The following is an 18946-nucleotide window of genomic DNA, read 5'->3' on the forward strand; positions in this document are numbered from 1 at the left end:
GTCTAGGGTCGTGCTCATGAGTCGTTCCGCTCCTCTCGTCCTCGTCCACGGAAACCCCGAAACCGCCGCGATCTGGAACCCGTTCCTCCGTCTGCTCGGCCGCGACGACGTCGTCACCCTGTCCCCGCCGGGCTTCGGAGCGCCGGTACCCCCGTCCTTCGACCCTTCGGTGCAGGCGTACCGCGAGTGGCTCGCGGCCCGCCTGGCGGTGTTCAGCCGGCCGGTGGATCTCGTCGGCCACGACTGGGGCGGTGTGCACGTGGCGCAGGTGGCGATGCACCACCCGCACCTGATCCGCAGCTGGGCGTCGGACGCTCTGGGCGTCCTCGCCCCCGGGTTCGTATGGCACTCCATGGCTCGGATCTGGCAGACGCCCGAAGCCGGGGAGGAGTCCGTGCGGCAGCTCTTCGGCGGGGACCTCGACCGTCGCAGGCAGGTCGTGGCGGGACTGGGGATCACCGGCGACGCCGGTGAGGCCGTCGCTGCCGCCATCGGTCCCGAGATGGGCCGGGCGGTCCTGTCCCTGCTGCGGTCGGCCGCACAGCCTGCCATGAGCCGGTTCGGCGAGGACCTCGGGAAAGCCCGGGCGGCACCGGGCCTCGCCCTGATCGCGGCGGAGGACACCGACCGCAGCAACGGCACACCCGAGCAGCACCGCTGGGCGGCCGAACGCGCCGGCGCGCAGGCGGTGGTCCTCGACGGAGCCCCGCACTGGTGGCCGTCGGAGAACCCCGGACCGGCCGCCGAGGCGCTGACGAGGTTCTGGCGGACCCTTGAGGACCAGTAATGAGAACCAGTAGCCCGTGAACCGGTCGGCCTCGGCGGAGGCCCCCACCCGGGCAGCCCTGCACCGGTGCACGACGGCGAGCCCTTCCGGTACGGACCGACCGCCGCCGGGCACCGCAGCCGACATGCCGCGGTGCCCGGCGGGGTCCCGGTGTCACCGGGGGAGGGTCAGTTCCAGGGTGTCGGCACTCGCTCCCCCTCCGCAGCCGGGTGAACCGGCGACGAAGTACGCGCGGCCGCCGATCCGCGCCGCGCCGAACCCGTGACGGCTGCCCGGCAGTGCCGCGACGGCACTCCACCGCCCGGTTCTGGGGTCGTGGACGGTGACGTCGTCGAACGTCTCGGTGCTGCTCCCCGGCCTGCACTCGCCCCCCGCGTAGACGAGGCGCCCGTCGAGGACGACCGCCGCTCCGGCGGACCGGGCGGTGGGCAGCGGTGCCGCCCGGACCCAGTGCCGGCGGCGGACGTCGTACACGTCGTGGCGGGTGAGGTTGTCGTCGGTGTCCTCGACCCGGCCGCCCACGAGATGGATACGCTCACCGAGAACCGCCACGCCGGCGTGGTCCCTCCCCTCGGCCGGCAGAGGGGCCGCCGTGACGTAGGTGTTGCGCCGGGGGTCGAAGACGTGATGGGTGCGTACGACGCCGTACCCCAGCGAGAACGGCGACCCTTCCGGGGTGACGACCCGGTGGGAGTCCCGCCCGCCGAGCAGGTGCAGCCGCCCGTCGACCGCCGCCACCCCGACCGATCCGAGGGCCACCGGCATGTCCGGGAGGCGCTCCCACACGTCGCGGCGCGGGTCGTAGACGTACGCGTCCCGCTGCGGATGCATGTGGACGGGACCGGTGAACCCGCCGAAGGCGTACAGCCTGCCGTCCAGCGCGGCCACCCCGACATGGGTGAGCGGCCTGGGCAGCGGGGCGTGGCTCGACCACCGGTCCTGCCGGGGGTCGTAACCGTGCACCTCGGTGGTGGCCCACACCGGGGGTTCCTCGCCCCTCTGTGTGGTGCCGCCCACGACGTACAGCCGCCCGCCGACCGCGGCCACCCCGACCTCGGCCCGCTTGACCGGCAGCGGACTCCGCGCACGCCACGGCCCTCGGGCCGCCGGCCGTGCCGGGCGCTCCGTCGCCTCCGCCGGGGACTGCCGGGACAGGGCGGAGACCCCCGCCACCGCCAGCCCGCCGGACACCACGGCCTTGACGACATCGCGCCGCCGCCTGTCGAACTCCATGGCTGCTCACCTTTCCTGTTCTTCTGTGCGGAGCACCGGGTACGGCGTCCGCCCTCGTGCGTCGCGCCGGCCGTCCGCCGACGGCACGGGAGCCGGCGCGTCCGGACACGGGCCGGCTCCGGACAAGGGCCGACTCCGGACGCGGGACAACGAGTCCGCTGTCCCGCACACCTGCCGGCGTCGACCCGGCATGTGGTGTCCCGATTCGACCGTCCGCCGGCACCACCCGTCCAAGACCGTTTGGGTCTCCCCGATACCCCGCGGGTATCGTTGCAGTGTGGAGCTGCGGACCTTGCGCTATTTCGTGGCGGTCGCCGAGGAACTCCACTTCGGCCGGGCCGCCACCCGACTGCACATGAGCCAGCCGCCGCTGAGCCGGGCGATCAAGCAGCTGGAGACCGACGTCGGGGCCCTGCTGTTCACCCGCTCGGCTGCCGGCGTCACGCTCACCCCGGTGGGCACGGTGCTGCTCGACGAGGCACGGGCCCTGCTCGGCCATGCCGACCGCGTCCGGGTACGCGTGAGCGCGGCGGCCGGCGCCGCCTCCCTCACCGTGGGCATCCTGGGGGACGCCACCGACCCGGGCGCGACCAGACTGGCCACCGCCTACCGCCGACGGCACCCGGGCGTCGACATCCACATCCGCGACACCGATCTGACCGACCCGACGTGTGGACTGCGCGCCGGACTGGTCGATGTCGCCCTGACCCGGGCGCCGTTCGACGGGACCGCCCTGACGATGCGTGAGCTGCGGACCGATCCGGTCGGCGCGGTCCTGCGCGCCGACGATCCGCTGACCCGCCGCGAGCGGCTGCGGCTGGCCGACCTGGGCGACCGCCCCTGGTTCCGGTTCCCGCAGGGAACCGACCCCCTCTGGCAGTCGTACTGGAACGGCGGCAGGCCGCGTACGGGCCCGGTGGTGCGCGCTGTTCAGGAGTGCCTGCAGGCCGTGCTGTGGAACGGTACGGTCGGCCTGGCCCCGCTCGGGCACGACCTGCCCGCGGAGCTGGCCGTGGTACCGCTGATCGACATGGCACCGAGCCGAGTGGTGGTGGCCTGGAACGAAGGGGACACCAACCCGCTGATCCGGTCCTTCACGGAGATCGCGACGGCCGCGTACCGGCCCTGAACACCGCAGGGCCCGAATCCGGTGACCGCGGATGCCGAGAACGCGCCGTCGGCTCCGTCCCGGGAACTGCGGCGGCCGTCACCGGCCGCACGAGTCGGAAGGAGGAACCGGTATGGCGATCGAGCGGATGGACAACGTCGGCATCGTCGTGGAGGACCTGGAGGCGGCCATCGCGTTCTTCGTGGAACTCGGTATGGAGCTGGAAGGCAGGGCGCAGGTCGAGGGCCCCGTCGCCGACCGGTGCACCGGACTCGACGGCGTCCGCTGTGACATCGCGATGCTCCGCACCCCCGACGGTCGCAGCCGGCTCGAACTGGCGAAGTACCGCAGCCCCGCGGCGACCGGCGCCGGACCGCGCGACCGGCCGCACAACATCGTGGGCACGCACCGTGTCATGTTCGCCGTCGACGGCATCGAGGACACCGTCACCCGCCTGCGCCCCCACGGCGCCGAACTCCTCGGCGGAATCGCCCGCTTCGAGGACAGCCACCTGCTCTGCTACGTCCGCGGCCCGGAGGGAGTCATCGTCGGGCTGGCCGAGCGACTGCACTGAGAAGAGGGCGGAACCGGGCCCTCCGGCCGAACGGGACCGTCGGGTCCCGGAACAGGACCCGCCACCGGTTCCCGGGATCACAGCACGTCGCCACGCGACGGCGACTACGCTGACCGAGGCGGTTCACAGGCTTGGGGGCGTCGGATGGATCCCGCACTCATCGGCACACGCCTGGCTTCGAGCGTGGTTGCTCCGTTGGTGAAGAAACTGCTCGTGAGAGAGGGACCGGGCGCCGGGCTGGTCGACAGGCCGGTGCGGCTGTCGGCCCTCGTCTCCTTCCGCGGCGAGAAGCGGACCCTGACCGAGAAGGACGTGTGGAAGCTCGCGGCCCACCTGGTCCGGGAGGCGGTCGAGTCGCCGGGGGAGGCGCCCTTCCCCGAGGACGAGCGGACGGCGGTCACGGACGCGCTGACGGCCAGGCTGCTCGTACTGGGCGAGCTGGACATGGATGACGTGCAGGCGGTACGGCTCGGCCACCGGGAGCTGGCCCGGCAGCTTCACCACCGGGCCCCCACCCGCGATCTGTCCGCCGACGCCTCGCTGTTCCTGGACTCCCTCACCGAATGGGCCTGCCTCCACGTCGTCGACTTCTTCACCCGGCGCTCGGCCTTCGTGGCCCGCACGCTGGTGGAGCAGAGCCGCGACCAGGCCGGGCTCATCGCCAGACTGGACGAGCTGATCACCCGGAATCCACGGCCGGACGTCCGGGACGCCGCCTTCGAGCGGCGCTTCCTCCCGTACATCACCAGGAAGTACGGCCGCCTGCAGATCTACGGCATCGATCTGGTCGACTCACCGGGAAGATGGCCGCTGGACGTGGCGTACCTGCGTCTGGAGGCCACGTCACCCGTGGACGCCTACGAGGCGTTCCTGCGCCGGAACCCCCGGTCCCGGCCCGTCGACGAGACCCTCGCCGACCACGACCGCGTCCTGCTGCGCGGCGAGGCGGGATCCGGCAAGACCACGCTCATCCAGCGGCTGGCCGTCTCCGCCGCACGCCAGGGCTCCGACGACCGCATGGCGTACCTCGCCGGCCTGATCCCCTTCGTCCTCCCGCTGCGCAGCCTGACCCGCCACGCCGGCCGCCTTCCCGCCCCCAGGGATTTCCTCGCCGCCGTGGGCGCACCTCTGGCCGGTGAGGAACCGCCCGGCTGGCAGTCCCGTGTCCTCACGGCCGGACGCGGGCTCCTCCTCGTCGACGGCCTCGACGAGGTTCCCGAGAGCGAGCGGGCAGAAGCACGCGGCTGGCTCGGCGACCTGGCCCAGGCATACCCGGGCAACCGCTGGCTGGTCACCTCCCGCCCGTCCGCCGTGGCCGAGGAGTGGCTGGCGGCCGAGGGGTTCGTGGAACTGAGGCTGTCGCCGATGCGCCCCGCGGACGTCCGGTCGTTCGTCGGTCGCTGGCACACGGCCGCACGCACGGGCGTGCCCGAGGAGGACGAGGCCCTCGCCTCGTACGAGACCCAGCTCCGGCACGCCATCAGGAGCAAGCCCGATCTGGGGCGACTCGCCACCAACCCGCTGATGTGCGGTCTGATCTGCGCCCTGCACCGGGACCGCCACGGCTTTCTGCCGATCGGCCGCAAGGAGCTGTACCAGGCCGCGCTCAGCATGCTCCTCACCCGTCGTGACCGCGAGCGCGGGGTGACGGGCACCGAGCTGAGGGAGGAGCCACAGCTTCAGATCCTCCAGCGGCTCGCGTACTGGCTGATCAAGGACGGCCGTACGGAGATGACCCGGGATCGGGCGCTCGCCGAGATCGGAAAGGCCCTGCCCGCCCTGCCCGAGGTGACGGCCCTGGGCGAGCCCGGGACCGTCCTCGCCCACCTGCTCGATCGCAGTGGCCTGCTGCGCGCCCCGGCCCCCGGGACCATCGACTTCTGCCACCGCACTTTCCAGGACTTCCTGGGGGCACGGGCCCTCCTGGACGAGGGCACGTTCGGGATGGTCCGCAAGCACGCCGCCGACGACCAGTGGGAGGACGTCATCCGCATGGCGGTGGCGCAGGGGCGTCCGCGCGACCGGGCGGACATCCTGCGCGAGCTGTTGCGCGAGGGTTCGGCCCGGGCCGTGCTGCTCGCCGCTTCCTGCCTCGAACAGGCCACGGAACTGGACCCGGCCGTACGGGCCGAAATCGAGAGCAGCACGTCCGCGCTGCTTCCGCCGCGTACACCCGAAGCGGTGGTCGAACTCACCTCGGTGGGACCGCTCGCCCTCGACTTCCTGCCGCGACCGGAGGAACTGGCCGGCACGGGGCCCGCCCCGGACAGCGACGAGTACGCCCAGCTGTGCGTCAGGACGGCGTCCCTCATCGGGACCGACGGGGCGATTCCGTACCTGGCTCGTTTCAGGGACCACCCGTCCGAAGGGGTGCGAGGCCAACTCGCCCTGTTCTGGCACCGGTTCGGCATAGAGGAGTACGGCCGGGAGGTCATCGCCCACCTTCCGTACGGCGACCTCTACCTGATAGCCCACTCCGTGGCGGAACTCCGTGCCCTACGGGAACTGGGCGGCCGCCCGTGGATCAGGCTGGTGGGCGACTTCAAGGCCATGAGCCTTCTCGTCTACCTGGATCCGGGCCAGCTCGTCCGCCTCGACCTGCGCGGTACCGTCGACGACATGTCGGTGCTGGGCGAGTTCCCGTCCCTGGAGGGCGTCTCGGTCTCCGAGTGTCCTCAGGACGCCTCGTTGGCGGGTCTGCGGAAACTGCGCAAGTTGCACCGGCTGGGGCTGTCGGCACGGCACGCCTCCGCCGCCGCCCGATCGGGTCTGTGCCTCCCCGGCGTCCGCCGCCTGGACCTCCACGACGTGGAGACCGAAGCCGTGCTGGAGCAGCTTCCGCAGGCATTCCCCTCGGTCGAGACCCTGTACCTGTCCGCCGGTCCGGGCCGGCGGACGGACCGACGCATGGACCGGACCCGCCTCCGCGCCCTTTTCCCCCACGCATCGATAAGCGTGACCGAGTGACCGTTGGCCCGGCGCAGCACCGTGCCGTGTCACCCCGCGGCAGCATCCCGTCCGGGCCGTTCTCCTCACGTACTTCGCCGGGCAGGGCACACCGGCCCACGACGGCCCGCGGCCTCTGGCCGCGGCCGCCCGGCCCGCGCAGCGCTGACACCGAGGTCCGTTCGCCGCGCGGGCCGCATCCGACGGAAAGCGCCACCGGATTCCTCGTCCTGCCGCGCCGCCGGACGGGTAGGGGTGTTCGCGACGGACGGGTAGAGGTGTTCGCGACGGACGGGTACGCGAGGCAGGAGAGAACATGACGGTACTCACGGGCAAGGCCGCTGTCGTCACCGGAGGCTCACGGGGGATAGGCCGGGCCGTCGTGCTGCGACTGGCGCGGGACGGAGCGGCCGTGGTCTTCAACTACGCGCGGAGCCGGGACGCCGCGGACGAGGTCGTACGGCAGGCCGGGAAGGCCGGCGGGACAGTCGTCGCGGTCCAGCTGGACCTGGCCGAACCCGGCGCGGCCGAGGAGCTGCCGGCCATGGCCGAACACCGGCTCGGCGGCCTGGACATCCTGGTCAACAACGCGGCCGTGCACACCGAGGTCGTGCCCATCGCGCAGACGACCGAGGCCGATTTCGACAGGGTGATGGCCGTCAACGCGAAGTCGGTGTTCCTCACCGTGCGTTACGCCGCACGACACATGCGGGACGGCGGGCGAATCGTGAACATCTCCACCCTCAACACCATTTTCCCCGCCCCCGGCAACGCCGCCTACGCAGCCAGCAAGGGAGCTCTCGAACAGCTGACCCTGGTGGCCTCACGCGAGCTGGGCGCACGTGGCATCACGGTCAACACCGTCTCGCCCGGTGCCACGGACACCGATCTCCTGAACGCGGCCAACGAGCCGGAGAAACTGGCGATGGCCGTCGCCATGACCTCGCTCGGCCGCCTCGGCCGGCCCGAGGACCTGGCGGACGTGGTCGCCTTCCTCGTGGGACCGGACGGACGATGGCTGACGGGCCAGAACATCCGTGCCAACGGAGGCGTCCTCTAGCCGATCTCGCGCGACGTTCCGAGGCGGCTTCCCCGGGCGCGGCTCTCCGGTGGGTTCGGCGTGAACCGCTTTTCGTCAGCGGGCGGCGCCCGTCGGTACGTTGTTCGCGGTGCTCCGGGGTAGCGTCCTCGGCATGGACTTTCGTATCACCGTCGAGCGCGCTCGACGCCTCAAGCAACTGCACGCCGAATACAAGCCCCTCGTGCTGCCGACCGTCTGGGACGCCTGGTCCGCACGGACGGCGGCCGACGCCGGGTTCCCCGCACTGACGGTCGGCAGTCATCCGCTGGCCGAGTCCCGGGGGGCCGAGGACCACGAGGGGCAGACCTTCGAGGAGGTGCTCGCCGCCGTCAGGCCGATCGTCGCGGCGGTCGACGTCCCCGTGTCCGTGGACCTGGAGGCCGGGTACGGACAGAAGCCCGCGGATCTCATCGCCGGACTCGTGGAGGCCGGCGGCGTCGGTCTCAACATCGAGGACACCGTCCACTCGGACGGCGGACGCGTACGCAGCACGCAGGAGCACGCGAGCTATGTCGCCGGTCTGCGCGCGGCGGCCGACGACGCGGGGGTCCCGGTCTGGATCAACGGGCGCACCGACCTCTTCGCGCACGCGGAGGACGCCTCCGGCGTCCTCGACGAGGCGATCGAGCGACTGCGGGCCATGGAGCAGGCCGGAGCCGACAGCGTCTACCCGGTGAGCATCCAGGACGACGACGATCTGCTCGTGGCGGTGACCGGCGCCGTCGCCGTTCCCGTGAACTCCACCGCCCATCCCGTCAAGCACGACCTTGAGCGCTTCCGCCGTCTTGGCGTCGGCCGGATCACCTACGGCCCGCTGCTGCAACTGGCGATGACGGATGCGATGAAGGACACGCTCAAGCCGTGGGCGCCCTGAGGCAGCCAGTGGCAGGGCCCCCGCTGCCGCTGCCGCTGCCGCTGCCGCTGCCGATGACGGCCGGGTGAACGAAGCCGCCGCGGCCCACGGGCCGCGGCGGCGCCCCGGTCCGCTGTTCTCGTGCACGCGGGAGAACGCCCTTGGAGCGGCCGGCAGGCCCTCGACGGGTGCCGGCATCCCCTCAGTACACGGTGAGGCCGAAGAGGGAAAGGACCTCCGCGACGGGCTGGTAATAGGAGACCCCGCCGGAGGCGCAGTTGCCGCTGGCCCCGACCAGGAAGCCGACGGCCAGGGTGCCGGAGTACGCCGGGGCCCCCGTGTCGCCGGGCTCCGAGCAGGTGGTGGACCGGATCAGGCCGTGGACGGCGCCCTCGGAGTAGTTGACCGTGGCGTTGACCGCGGTCACCCTCCCGCAGTGGACCCCGCTGGTCCGCCCGGCGTGGCAGACCGACTGCCCGACGGCCGGACTCGTCACCCCGGTGATGTCCTGGTGGACACCTCCGCCCAGCGCGATGTCACCGGGCAGGTTCAGCGTGGTCGAGGTGTAGCGGACCACCCCGTAGTCGTCGATCGGGAAGGAGGCGCCGGCGGTGACCCCGACCTGCACGGTCCGGGCGGCGTCGGCGTACCAGGTGGTGGTGTGGGTGCCCGAGCAGTGGCCGACCATCACGCCGTAGAAGACGCCGTTGCCCCTCGCGTTGAAGCCGACGACGCACCGCGCGCCGGTGGCCGCGTAGAGCACGGTGCCGCCCCGGATCGTGGTCAGTTGCAGGGCGCTTGCGGACGGAACGGTGCCGAGGAGCAGGCTGACCACGGCCGTCACGGCTGTGGTCAGCATCGCCAGGCAGGTGTGCACACGTCTCACGGCCACTCCCGGGGGTGTCGGTGGTCCGGTACCGGACAGTGCCTTCATGGTGGGGGTACGGCGGGCGCGGCGACAGACGTACTCAGGCCGTCCCCTCCCGCAGCCCGCCGGGCCGAGACACTCGACCGGCTCGAACAGGCCCGCCCCGCCTCCGACCCGGCACGCCTGCACCACATCGAACAACGGCCGCGCCGGACACCGGCCCCGCAACAGGCGAGTGTCCGTCTGGAACCAGGCCCGGCCGCCTCCTTCCGGTCAGCGGTCCCGGCCGAAGACCTTCTTCGCGCTGCCCAGGTCGAGGAAGACCGTTTCCCCGGTGGCGTCGTCCAGGGCGTCGTTGTCGGTGACGGCGTAGACCTCGCCGTTCCCGCCCACGGTCAGTCCTTCGAGCTTCTCCTGCGTCCAGCCGTTGCCGGCCTTCAGCGCCGGGAGGACGTCGAGGGCGAGGGACTTGCGCAGGACCGGCAGTTCGCCCTCAGGGGCGGCGCCGGCGGGCAGGCCGACCGTGTGGACGCGCTTGACCCGGGCGGCCGGGCCGTTCAGCTTGTCGCGCTCGACGAGGGCGAGCTTGTCGCCGACGACGGTGATCTCGGAGAGGCCGATCCAGTCGCCGTCCGCGGTGGTCGTGGCGAGCCGGTAGCCGTACCAGCTCCAGGTGCCGGCCCGGGTGTCGTAACGGCCGACACGGGCGATGCCCTCCGGGTCACCGGCGACCTCGCGCTGGAGCACGGTCCACAGGATCTCGTGGCCCTTGCGGTCGGTGGTGGCGGTGACGCCCTCGAAGCCCTGCTTGCCCAGGCCCGCGGCGACGCCGGCCGGCAGGGACACCGTCTGCTTCGTCACGCCGTCGCGGTCGAGGCGGACCAGCTTGTTCTCCGTGCCCTTCGTACCCTCCACGGCCAGCCAGTAGCCGCCCCGGGGCCGGGCGTGCACACCCTCGGCGTCGTAGTCGGCGGGCCTGCCCTCGGCGTCCTTCACGGTCAGCGCCCCGGTGATGACCGCGGGCCGGCGCGAGGTGTCGATGGTGAGGATGCGGGTGGTGGCGTACGCCGCGTCCGTCACCGAGTACAGCTTGCGCGGGTCGCCCGGTACGGCGGACAGCGCGCCGAGCGCGCCCCAGCCGATGGGGGCGCCGTCGGAGCCGTCGGCGGAGACGATGCCCGGCGTGGCCGGTGTGCCCTTGCCCAGCTCGAACAGGCTCACCGACGCCCGGACGCCCGCTTCGGCGTCGTCCGTCTCGCTGGAGACCGCGAACAGGCCGCGCGAGGGGATGGGCAGCAGGCCTTCGGGGCCGTTGGTGGTGAGCAGGATCTGCCGGAAGACCGGCTTCGCCGGGTCGCTCATGTCGTACACGGCGACGAAGTTGCCGCGCTCGGAGCCGACGAAGGCGTGGCGGACGCCGTTGTAGGTGCCGACGGCGAGGCCCTCGGGCTCGGTGCCCTTCTTCTCCGAGCGGCTCTCGGTGTGCAGGCCGTGGCGGACGGCGAGGCGCTCGAAGCTGTTGCCCGCGTCCCAGACGACCTTGCCCGTGCGGCTGTCGAAGACCGTCCAGCCGCGGCTGCCGCCCTTCCAGTCGCCCTCGTTGGCGGTCGCCAGGTAGCGGTCGTCGATCCAGCCGACGGCGTCGGGCTCGCGCGGCACGTCGGTGATCGAGCCGCTCTGGTCGATGACGCCGTCCTCGACGGTGTCGATGCCGTGCACCGTGGCCGTACCGGCGCTGAACGCCTTGGTGACACGGCCGCTCCTGAGATCGACGATGAGGAGGCCGTTGTTCTCCTGGAGCGTCACGACGAGCTGTCCCCGGCCGTTGACGGAGACGTACTCCGGCTCGGGATCGGTCGGCTCGGTGATCCCGGCGTCCTCCAGCAGGGGCAGCGCCGAGCCGTCCGCCTTCGTCAGAGCCACCTTGCGGACGCCCCACCCGGCGGGTGAGGAACCCTTCAGGTCGAGGATCTGCACGAATCCGGCCGGGGCCTGCGGCAGGTCGCCCTCCTCGGCGCCCGCCGGGGTGGCCTCCTCGTCCCGCTCGTTCTCGATGGCGACGGCGGCGTACCGCTTGTCCTTGCTCAGCGTGATGGAGTCGGGCTGCCCGCCCAGGTCGTGGCTGGCCACGCGCTCGCGGGTACGCAGCGAGATGACGTCCACCCGGCCGGAGGGGGCGCTGTAGGAGGCGCTGGTGTTCACCACGACCAGCACGTACTGACCGACGACGGTGACGGAGGTCGGCTCGTCCTCGGCGTCGCCGAGCTCGGTCAGCGACAGGGTGCCGAGGCCGCGCGGCCGGTCGGGGTCGCCGATGTCGAGGAAGCCGATGCGCTTGCCGGCGGCGTCGGTGTGGACGAGCGTCCTGCCGTCCTCGCTGGTCGCGGATATCTCGGCGACGGTCTCGGTGGCGGGGTCCTCACCGGCCGGACGGTTCTGGAAGACGGGGTAGGTGGCGGTGCGCTGGAAGGCCACCGGTTGGTGCCGCGCCCCCTGGCCCGCGTCGGCCGTGCCCGCGGTGGCCAGGGTGCCGGCGGCGACGGCCAGGGCCGCGAGCGCGGCGCCGGTCTTCTTCGGTGTCATGGACTCTCCGCTTTTTACGGTTTTACCGTTCAATTACTGTTTGCGGCCGGATCGTCGCACCCGTGGACCAGCGGTGACGGAAGGGCGGGTGAACAGCCGGGGAAGACCAGGCGTGCGGGACGGGAGCGCGAGGCGGACCGGCGACCGGCCGCGGTCCGTCCCTTGAGGGGTACAGCCCCGACGCCTCGGCGCCCGGACCCCCGGCGACCCGGCGGCCCTGCGCCGTCTTGACGTCCTGCTGCTGCGCCTGGGCGGCGAACAGAAGCCGGGCACGGCACCGGGAGGCGGGCCCCGGTGCCGTGCCCGGCCTGTGGACAGGTGCGGGTCCGCTCAGCGGACGCCGTCGCCCGGCTCGGGGTTGCCCAGGCCGAACAGCGGGCGCAGCTTGAGCCCGATCCAGGTACCGCCCAGGGGGGAACGCGCCCCACAGCCAACCGCCGAGGCTGCCCGAGGCGATGCCCGCCAGGTAGCCGCCGATGTTGCAGCCGCCGGCCGGGCGCCGATACCCATCAGTACACCGCCGAGCACCGCCGCGAGGGCCGTGCGCCACGGAATGCCCTTGTGCAGGGGGCCAGACCCCGCCGAGCGGCGCCGCGACCGCCGCGCCGATCATGATGCCGATGGCGGTGAGGCTGTTCTTGTCGGCGAGGACCGGGCCCGCCAGCGTCTCGGCGTTGCCGGGCTGCTGCCACCACGCCCAGGTCTCCGGACGGCCGCCGAAGGCGCCCCGCTCCGTGACGGATCTCGTCCACGTCCTGGAACACCTGCGTACAGGACCCACACCCTGCTGCCGGGCGACCTGTCCGGCGGCAGGGTGTGGTCGCGCTCACTCCCAGGCGGCACCGCCGCGGTAGACCCGGTGGTCGGAGATGCGCCGCTCGCCGCCGTGGAGGCTGTCGCCCTCGACGGCTCCGAAGTCGGCGTCGCTGAGAAAGATGTAGTCGATCTTCTTCAGCTTCGGGGTGCCGGCCGCCGTGGAGCTGAAGGTGATCTCCCCGCTGCGGCCCCGGACGGCTCCCGCGGGCCAGGAGGAGGAGTGGTCCGCGTCCGACTCGTCGGCCTCCTGGAAGATCCCCTCGCCGCCGCTGTGGCTGTAGAACTTGTCCATGACGGGGTCCAGCGGCTCCGCGTTGAAGTCACCCATCAGCACCACCGGCTTCGTGGTGTGCCACCCGGAGGCCAGAGCCGCCAGCTTCGTCGCCTGGAACTCCCGCTGCTCCGCGGAGGCGGCGGTGAGGTGCACGGAGCACGCCTTCACGGGGCGCGAGCCGAGGGCGGTGTCGGCGCAGAGCAGGAGGTTGGGATCGGCCGCGGTACCGAGGTTGTGGGTCTCCCGGGGAGCGGCGACGGGCTGCTTGGAGAAGAGTGCCATGCCGAACCCGTTGCCCTCGGAGGCGTCGTGGTCGTCGCACTGGCCGCCGGTGCCGCTGCTGGCGTACGTCGCGTGGTACCCCTGGGCGACCAGGGCCGCACGGATGCCGCGGTACTGGCTGTAGCAGGCCTCGTTCAGGGTGACGATGTCCGGGCTGTGGTTACCGATCGATTCCACGATCTGGGCCGCCCGCACGGTGACTTCCCCGCGGGAGTCGGTGCCGGGCAGGTAGTTGTGCGGGGCGTCGGGCTCCCAGCAGACGTTGCCGCACATGTTGAAGTGCCAGAACCTCAGGTCCGTGCCGGCCGTGGCCTGCGGGCCGTCGATCCCCAACTGCGCGGTGAGGGCCAGCGTGCCGAAGGCGGCGGCCAGATGGCGAAGGCGGCGTCCTGTCCGTGTCATGGCGGTGATTCCTCCGAAGCGTGTGGTCCCGACACGGCGGAGCGACTCCGCCGTGTCCCGGCCGGACCCGGGTACGGCTTCGTGCCTGCCGCGCCGCATCCCGTGGACCTTTCCGGTCCTACGACGAAGTCGCCGCCCTCCGTTGTGACACCCGCCGCCGGAACGTGACCCGGATCTCTCGTCCTGACCGAGGTGGCCGGCCCCGACCGCGACCCCGGCTCGTGCGCACCCACCACCGCGATGCCGACGACACTCAGTCCCACGTGTCGGGCACCTGCCTGTCCGCTGATCTCCGCGCCAGAGGTGCCCACGCGCGATGCAGGAGCGTTCCGCCTCCGACAGGTCCTGGGGCGGGTCCACCGAGCAGCGGTACCGGGAGACGTCGGTCAGATGCAGGGCCGCGACCTGTTCGGGACGGGTGGCGGCGAGCGCTCCGTCACGTCGCATCCCACATCGCCGGCGGAGACGATGCAGCGGTCGTAGCCGAGTCGACTCATCGCCCCGGCGACTGCCCCGGCCATCGCGCCCGGTGACGTCCCGCGAGGGGTGATCGTTCAGTCTTCCCGTCATTCGCGCAACGGCGAAGTCCTTGCGGTTCGTACGGCCTCCTCACTCAGCCGGCGGTGAAGACGGGATAGTCGGTGTAGCCCTCGGTGTGACCGGCGTAATGGGTGTCCCGGTCGTCGTCGGCCAGCGGGTGGCCCTGCGCGAAGCGTTCGACCAGGTCGGGGTTGGCGATGAAGGGGGCGCCGAAGGAGACCGCGTCGACGGTGCCGTGGCCGAGGATCTCATTGCCGAGGGCCCGGGTGAAGCCGAGGTTGGCGACGATGTTGCCCCGGTAGTGGGCGCGGTAGCGGGAGAAGAGGGCGATGCGCTCCTCGATGGTGCCGGGGGTACCCAGGAGGTGCAGGTAGGCCAGGTTGCTGTCGTTGAGCTTCTTGAGCAGCTGGTCGTAGTCGGCGAGTGTCTCCTCGTCCGCGGTGAACGCGGTTCCGCTGGCCCAGACCGGGGACATCTTCACGCCGATGCGGTCGCTGCCCCATACGTCACCGACGGCGTCGAGGACGTCGAGGAGGAAGCGGGCCCGCTTCTCGCTGCTGCCTCCGTAGGCGTCGGTGCGCTGGTTGAGACGGGGGTTGAGGAACTGCGGGATCAGATGGGACATCTGGGCGTGGATCTCCACACCGTCGAAACCGGCGCGGCGGGCGTTCTCGGCCGCATGGCGGTAGTCGGCTACGGTGTCGGCGATCTCGGCGGCGGTGTAGGCGCGCGGAGTGAGAGTGTCCTTCGGACCGGAGGGGGTGAAGGACTTCTCGCCGGGGTTGACGGCCGAGGGTCCGGCGGGCAGGCGGCCGCCGAGGTGGTCGGGGTGGGAGGCCGCCCCGACGTGACCGAGCTGGGAGACGATCCGCCCGCCCTCCCCGTGGACGGCCTCGGTGACCTTCGCCCAGCCGGCGGTCTGCGTGTCGGTGTAGATGCCGGGGACGTTGATGAAGCCGATCGCGTCGGGGCTGACCCAGGTTCCCTCGGTGACGATCAGTCCGGCGCCGGCGCGCTGCGCGTAGTAGGTCGCGTGCAGATCGGTGGGGGCCAGCTCGGCGTTGTGAGCGCGGGCCCGGGTCATGGGGGCCATGACGACACTGTTGGGGAGCTCCAGCGCGCCGAGGCGGACGGGCTGCAGCAGGGGCTGGGTGGTCATGAGGAACTTCCTTGTCTCGAAGGACGAATGAGGAGGGGGGCGGGGAAGGGGCGGGGGCCCGGCTCAGTCCTGTTTGAGGGCGTGCAGGGCGGAGAGCGGGCCGCCGAGTTGCATGAGGCGTCCGCCCTCGCGCAGGGAGCCGAGATCGACGGGGGCGAACCCGAAGGCGGCGGTGAGGTCCTTGACGGTCGTCTTGGCGTCGGCGTCGTCACCGGCGAGGAACAGCACCTGGCGTCCGGCCGGGTGGCGCGGGTCGGCGGCGATGTACTGGCCGTAAAGGGTGTTGAACGCCTTGACGACGCGGGCTCCGGGCAGCAGCGAGGTGACGTGTTCGCTGCCGGTCAGCCCGCCCAGGTCGGCGATCTTCGCGTGCGGGGGAGGGGAGGCGAACTGGTTGGTGGCGTCGATGACGATGCGTCCGTCGAAGTGCGGCAGGCCGGCTGTCACGTCCGGGATCTGGGGCCAGCCGACCGCGAGGAGGACGAGTTCCGCCGCGGCGGCTTCCTGCGGGGTGCCGGCGTGGGCGAGCGGACCGAGTTCCCCGGTGAGGTCGGTCAGGGAGGCGGGGCCGCGGCTGTTGCTCAGTACGACCTGGTGGCCGTGGGCCACGGCGTGCCGGGCGACGGCCTGGGCGACTCTTCCGGCGCCGAGGGTTCCGATTCTCATGGCGGTGCCTTTCGTGGGGTTCAGGACGCGGGGCTGGTGAGCAGGACGGTTCCGCTCCTGCCGGGGCGGCGGGCATGGTCGACGGCCTTCGCGAAGTCGGCGAGGTCGTAGCCGGCCGCGGCCTCGAAGAGTTCCGGGGCGGTCGAGGCCAGACGGGCGGCGAAGGCGACGTCCTCGGCCCGTTCCTCAGGCGTGCGGGCCATCCACTGCTCGATGGACACGCCCCGCACGGTCAGGGCCCGCGGTGTCAGCGCGAGCGACTCCAGCGGCGTGCTGCCGGAACCGAGCTGTCCGTAGGTGATCAGCGTGCCGCCGTCGTCGAGCAGCCCCGCCAGCTCGCCGGTCAGGGATCCGCCCACCGCGTCCAGTACGACCCGGGCACCCCGGCCGCCGGTCGCGTCCCGGACCTGGGTGCGCCAGCCCGTGTCGGCCGTCGAGATGGTCGGCAGTCCGGGGAAGCGCCGGCGCAAGGTCTGTGCCCCCGTGGCGCTGCGTACCAGGTTGACCAGCGGTGTGCCGTGCTCCAGTGCTGCGGCGCAGACCAGTTTTCCCACCGACGAACCGGCGGCCGTCTGCACCACCGGACCCGCCTGGCCGTGCTGGGCGTCCTCGACCGCCCGCAGCAGAGTGAGCAGGGTGATCGGGTTGACCAGCATCAGGGCCGCGGTCTCGTCGCTGACGCCCTCGGGCACCGGCACCACCAGACCGGACGGTGCCGTGAGGAGTTCGCTCCACGCGGCCGGCACCGGGAAGAACGCGACCCGCTGACCGGGCCGCAGATCCCGCACGCCCTCGCCGACGGTCTCGACGACGCCCATCCCCTCCAGACCGGGAATCCGCGGCGTGGCGAACCGCCCTCGCGGTGCGCCCGGAAAGCCCTCCACTCCCGCCAGGTCGCCGGGGTGGACGGGCCGGGACAGCACCCGCACCCGTACCTGCCCGGCCGCGGGCGCAGGAGGGGACGGCTGCTCGCTCAGGCGTAGTACCCGCCTGGCTTCTCCGTGCTGGTCGTGGACGATTGCACGCATGACACTCCCGTTCCATGGGTTATTGATGATGGGCATCATCGGAACTCTTGTTATGATGAGAGATGTCATTGAAAAGGTCAAACTGAGAGCGACACGAGAGGACGGCAATGCCGCGGATCACCAAGGAGGACAAGGCTCGCAACCGGCAGAACATCCTCGAGGCGGCGGGCCGGATGTTCCGCTCGCAGGGCATCGACGCGGTCGGCATCGCCGAGCTGATGAAGGAAGCCGGACTCACCCACGGCGGCTTCTACAACCACTTCGCCTCCAAGAACGACCTGGTCGTCGAGGTGTGCGGAGCCTCCTTCGCCGCCTCGCTCGGGGTCCTGGCCCAGGAGGTCGAGGACGGCCCGGACCGGGACGGCTCTCCGCTCAAGAGGGTCGTGGCCGGATACCTGTCCGCCGCACACCGTGACGCCCCGGACGGCGGCTGCCCCTCCGCCTCCCTGGTCACCGACGCCGCCCGGCACAGCGAAGCCGTGCAGAGCGCGTACGCCGAAGGGGTCGAGGGTTATCTCACCGGCTTCGCCGCCGAGTTCCTGCGCGAAGCCGAGGGGAAGGGGCACGAGCTCGACCCGGGCGAGGCCCGCCGCGCGGCCATCCGCCTGCTCAGCGAAATGGTCGGCGCACTGATGCTCGCCCGCGCCGTACGCCACGTCGAGCCCGAACTCTCCGACGAGATCCTGCAGACGGGCCGCAGCCATGCCCTCGGCTGATGCCGAACCGGAGGTGTTCGGGGCGGGTGGATCGTCTTTGACGCCCCGGTGAGTTCCCCGTCGGGTGGGACGGTTCCGTCCGCCGGAACGGTCTGTGCGCTTCCCGCGGCCGGTGCCTGGGCGGCGTCGGCAGAGGAAGCCGGGCCTGCGAGGTGCGCTGCGGACTTCGACGCACCGCGGTTCGGCTCGGTTCACCGCGGTTCAGCTCGCTTCGGGGAAGCCGGGCAGCGGTGCCAGGGTGACTTCCACCGGGCGCGGGCCCGCGGCATCGTCGAGCAGTTGACGGGTGCCGCCCTCGGCGCCGCACAGGAGGCGGCACTGGACGTGCGGGGAACCATGCACGTGGCTACCTCCGCGACATGGACGGCACCCAGTACCAGTACCAGTACGTCGATCCGTCGGCGGACTCACGACCCGCGTCAATGCCTGGGCGAACGCCGGGCGCATGCCGGGCTCGTCGGGCGCCCCGCGGCATCCGGGGCCGAACTCGCCGGCCCGGCGCCGGCTGCTGTCGACGAACACCCCGAGCTCGACCGGCTCGCCGTCCGCGACTTCGACTGCGAAGCCGCCGCACCGAGGCACCGCCCTGCAGGTGTGTGCCGCCGTGGCCCGCTCCGAGCGCCGTTCTCGCGGGCACCGCCTGCCCGGCCGCGCCCGCCGATCTGCGGCTTCGCCCTCGGTCTGCCCCTCGCGACCCTCGGCGCAGGGTCGGGGCGTGCGCGCGTATTGTTGAACGCTCACCCGAGTGAAGGTGGATCGCGCTGTGTTCCAGGAGACCCCCATCTACAGCCGGCTCGTCGCCGAGCGCGGGGACATCCCCCGGCAGGTACGCGCGGAGGCCGACCGCCTGCACCGTGACCTGCAGCAGGTCATGCGCCCCCCACCGCCGGGCTGTTCGCCCGACCGAACCCGCCCGACCGCACCACCTCTTCCACCACCCGGTGAACACCGCCCGCCGGACCGGCGTCCCGCAACTCCGCGGGACGGCCGTTGCTGCCGCAGAGCACCAGCCGCACCGGCCGGCCGTCGG

15 protein-coding genes and 1 pseudogene are annotated in these 18946 nt (G+C 72.1%); 7 read left to right on the forward strand and 9 right to left on the reverse strand.

Translation table 11 applies throughout. The annotated features are described in order from the left end of the window. Nucleotides 1-16: 16 nt before the first annotated feature. A complete protein-coding gene (locus KM933_RS29965; RefSeq protein WP_221357983.1) occupies nt 17-787 on the forward strand; it encodes an alpha/beta fold hydrolase in 771 nt (256 codons plus the stop codon). Nucleotides 788-940: 153 nt separating this feature from the next. On the opposite strand, the gene KM933_RS29970 is transcribed toward KM933_RS29965, so the two are convergent. Next, the gene (locus KM933_RS29970) at nt 941-2020 is read right to left on the reverse strand and encodes a Kelch repeat-containing protein (protein WP_260334370.1); all 1080 of its coding nucleotides are present in this window, start codon (nt 2018-2020) and stop codon (nt 941-943) included. 292 nt (nt 2021-2312) lie between these two features. Between KM933_RS29970 and KM933_RS29975 the strand changes: the two genes are divergently transcribed. The 5 genes from KM933_RS29975 (at nt 2313) to KM933_RS29995 (ending at nt 8603) form a co-directional block, all read left to right on the forward strand. Further along, nucleotides 2313-3149 carry a LysR family transcriptional regulator gene (locus KM933_RS29975; protein ID WP_260334376.1) on the forward strand — a complete coding sequence of 279 codons (837 nt, stop codon included), beginning with the start codon at nt 2313-2315 and terminating at the stop codon, nt 3147-3149. A gap of 112 nt (nt 3150-3261) precedes the next feature. Next, complete coding sequence (locus KM933_RS29980) at nt 3262-3702, forward strand: VOC family protein (protein WP_221357990.1); 441 nt, start codon at nt 3262-3264, stop codon at nt 3700-3702. 144 nt (nt 3703-3846) lie between these two features. Continuing rightward, nucleotides 3847-6669 (forward strand): NACHT domain-containing protein, encoded by a 2823-nt coding sequence (locus tag KM933_RS29985; protein WP_221357991.1) that lies wholly within the window; start codon nt 3847-3849, stop codon nt 6667-6669. Nucleotides 6670-6964: 295 nt separating this feature from the next. Then, nucleotides 6965-7708, forward strand: a complete 744-nt coding sequence (locus KM933_RS29990) for an SDR family oxidoreductase (RefSeq protein WP_221357992.1) — start codon at nt 6965-6967, stop codon at nt 7706-7708. 133 nt (nt 7709-7841) lie between these two features. Beyond that, nucleotides 7842-8603, forward strand: coding sequence for an isocitrate lyase/PEP mutase family protein (locus tag KM933_RS29995; RefSeq protein WP_221357993.1), 762 nt, complete (start codon nt 7842-7844; stop codon nt 8601-8603). 181 nt (nt 8604-8784) lie between these two features. Here the strand turns inward: KM933_RS29995 and KM933_RS30000 are convergent, their stop codons facing one another. From KM933_RS30000 to KM933_RS30025, 7 genes and pseudogenes are all read right to left on the reverse strand, one after another. Further along, on the reverse strand, nt 8785-9468 hold the full coding sequence (locus KM933_RS30000; RefSeq protein ID WP_221357998.1) for a S1 family peptidase: 684 nt from the start codon (nt 9466-9468) through the stop codon (nt 8785-8787). Nucleotides 9469-9723: 255 nt separating this feature from the next. After that, entirely contained in the window at nt 9724-12033 is a 2310-nt protein-coding gene (locus tag KM933_RS30005) for an esterase-like activity of phytase family protein (RefSeq protein WP_221357999.1), read from the reverse strand. Nucleotides 12034-12363: 330 nt separating this feature from the next. Further along, nucleotides 12364-12760, reverse strand: a pseudogene (locus KM933_RS39815) (YeeE/YedE thiosulfate transporter family protein); the annotation flags it as partial. A 99-nt stretch (nt 12761-12859) separates the two neighbouring features. Further along, nucleotides 12860-13807, reverse strand: a complete 948-nt coding sequence (locus tag KM933_RS30010) for an endonuclease/exonuclease/phosphatase family protein (protein WP_221358001.1) — start codon at nt 13805-13807, stop codon at nt 12860-12862. Between the two features lie 613 nt (nt 13808-14420). Continuing rightward, nucleotides 14421-15506 carry an alkene reductase gene (locus KM933_RS30015; protein WP_221358003.1) on the reverse strand — a complete coding sequence of 362 codons (1086 nt, stop codon included), beginning with the start codon at nt 15504-15506 and terminating at the stop codon, nt 14421-14423. Between the two features lie 63 nt (nt 15507-15569). After that, nucleotides 15570-16172, reverse strand: coding sequence for an NADPH-dependent F420 reductase (locus tag KM933_RS30020; protein WP_221358004.1), 603 nt, complete (start codon nt 16170-16172; stop codon nt 15570-15572). A gap of 20 nt (nt 16173-16192) precedes the next feature. Then, nucleotides 16193-17200, reverse strand: a complete 1008-nt coding sequence (locus tag KM933_RS30025) for an alcohol dehydrogenase catalytic domain-containing protein (protein ID WP_221358006.1) — start codon at nt 17198-17200, stop codon at nt 16193-16195. A 107-nt stretch (nt 17201-17307) separates the two neighbouring features. On the opposite strand from KM933_RS30025, the gene KM933_RS30030 reads away from it, so the two are divergent. Then, entirely contained in the window at nt 17308-17916 is a 609-nt protein-coding gene (locus KM933_RS30030; RefSeq protein ID WP_221358008.1) for a TetR/AcrR family transcriptional regulator, read from the forward strand. Between the two features lie 201 nt (nt 17917-18117). Here the strand turns inward: KM933_RS30030 and KM933_RS30035 are convergent, their stop codons facing one another. Beyond that, nucleotides 18118-18258 (reverse strand): hypothetical protein, encoded by a 141-nt coding sequence (locus KM933_RS30035; RefSeq protein WP_221358010.1) that lies wholly within the window; start codon nt 18256-18258, stop codon nt 18118-18120. Between the last annotated feature and the right edge of the window lie 688 nt (nt 18259-18946).

This window comes from Streptomyces beigongshangae, from assembly GCF_019710745.1.
GTDB lineage: Bacteria > Actinomycetota > Actinomycetes > Streptomycetales > Streptomycetaceae > Streptomyces > Streptomyces beigongshangae.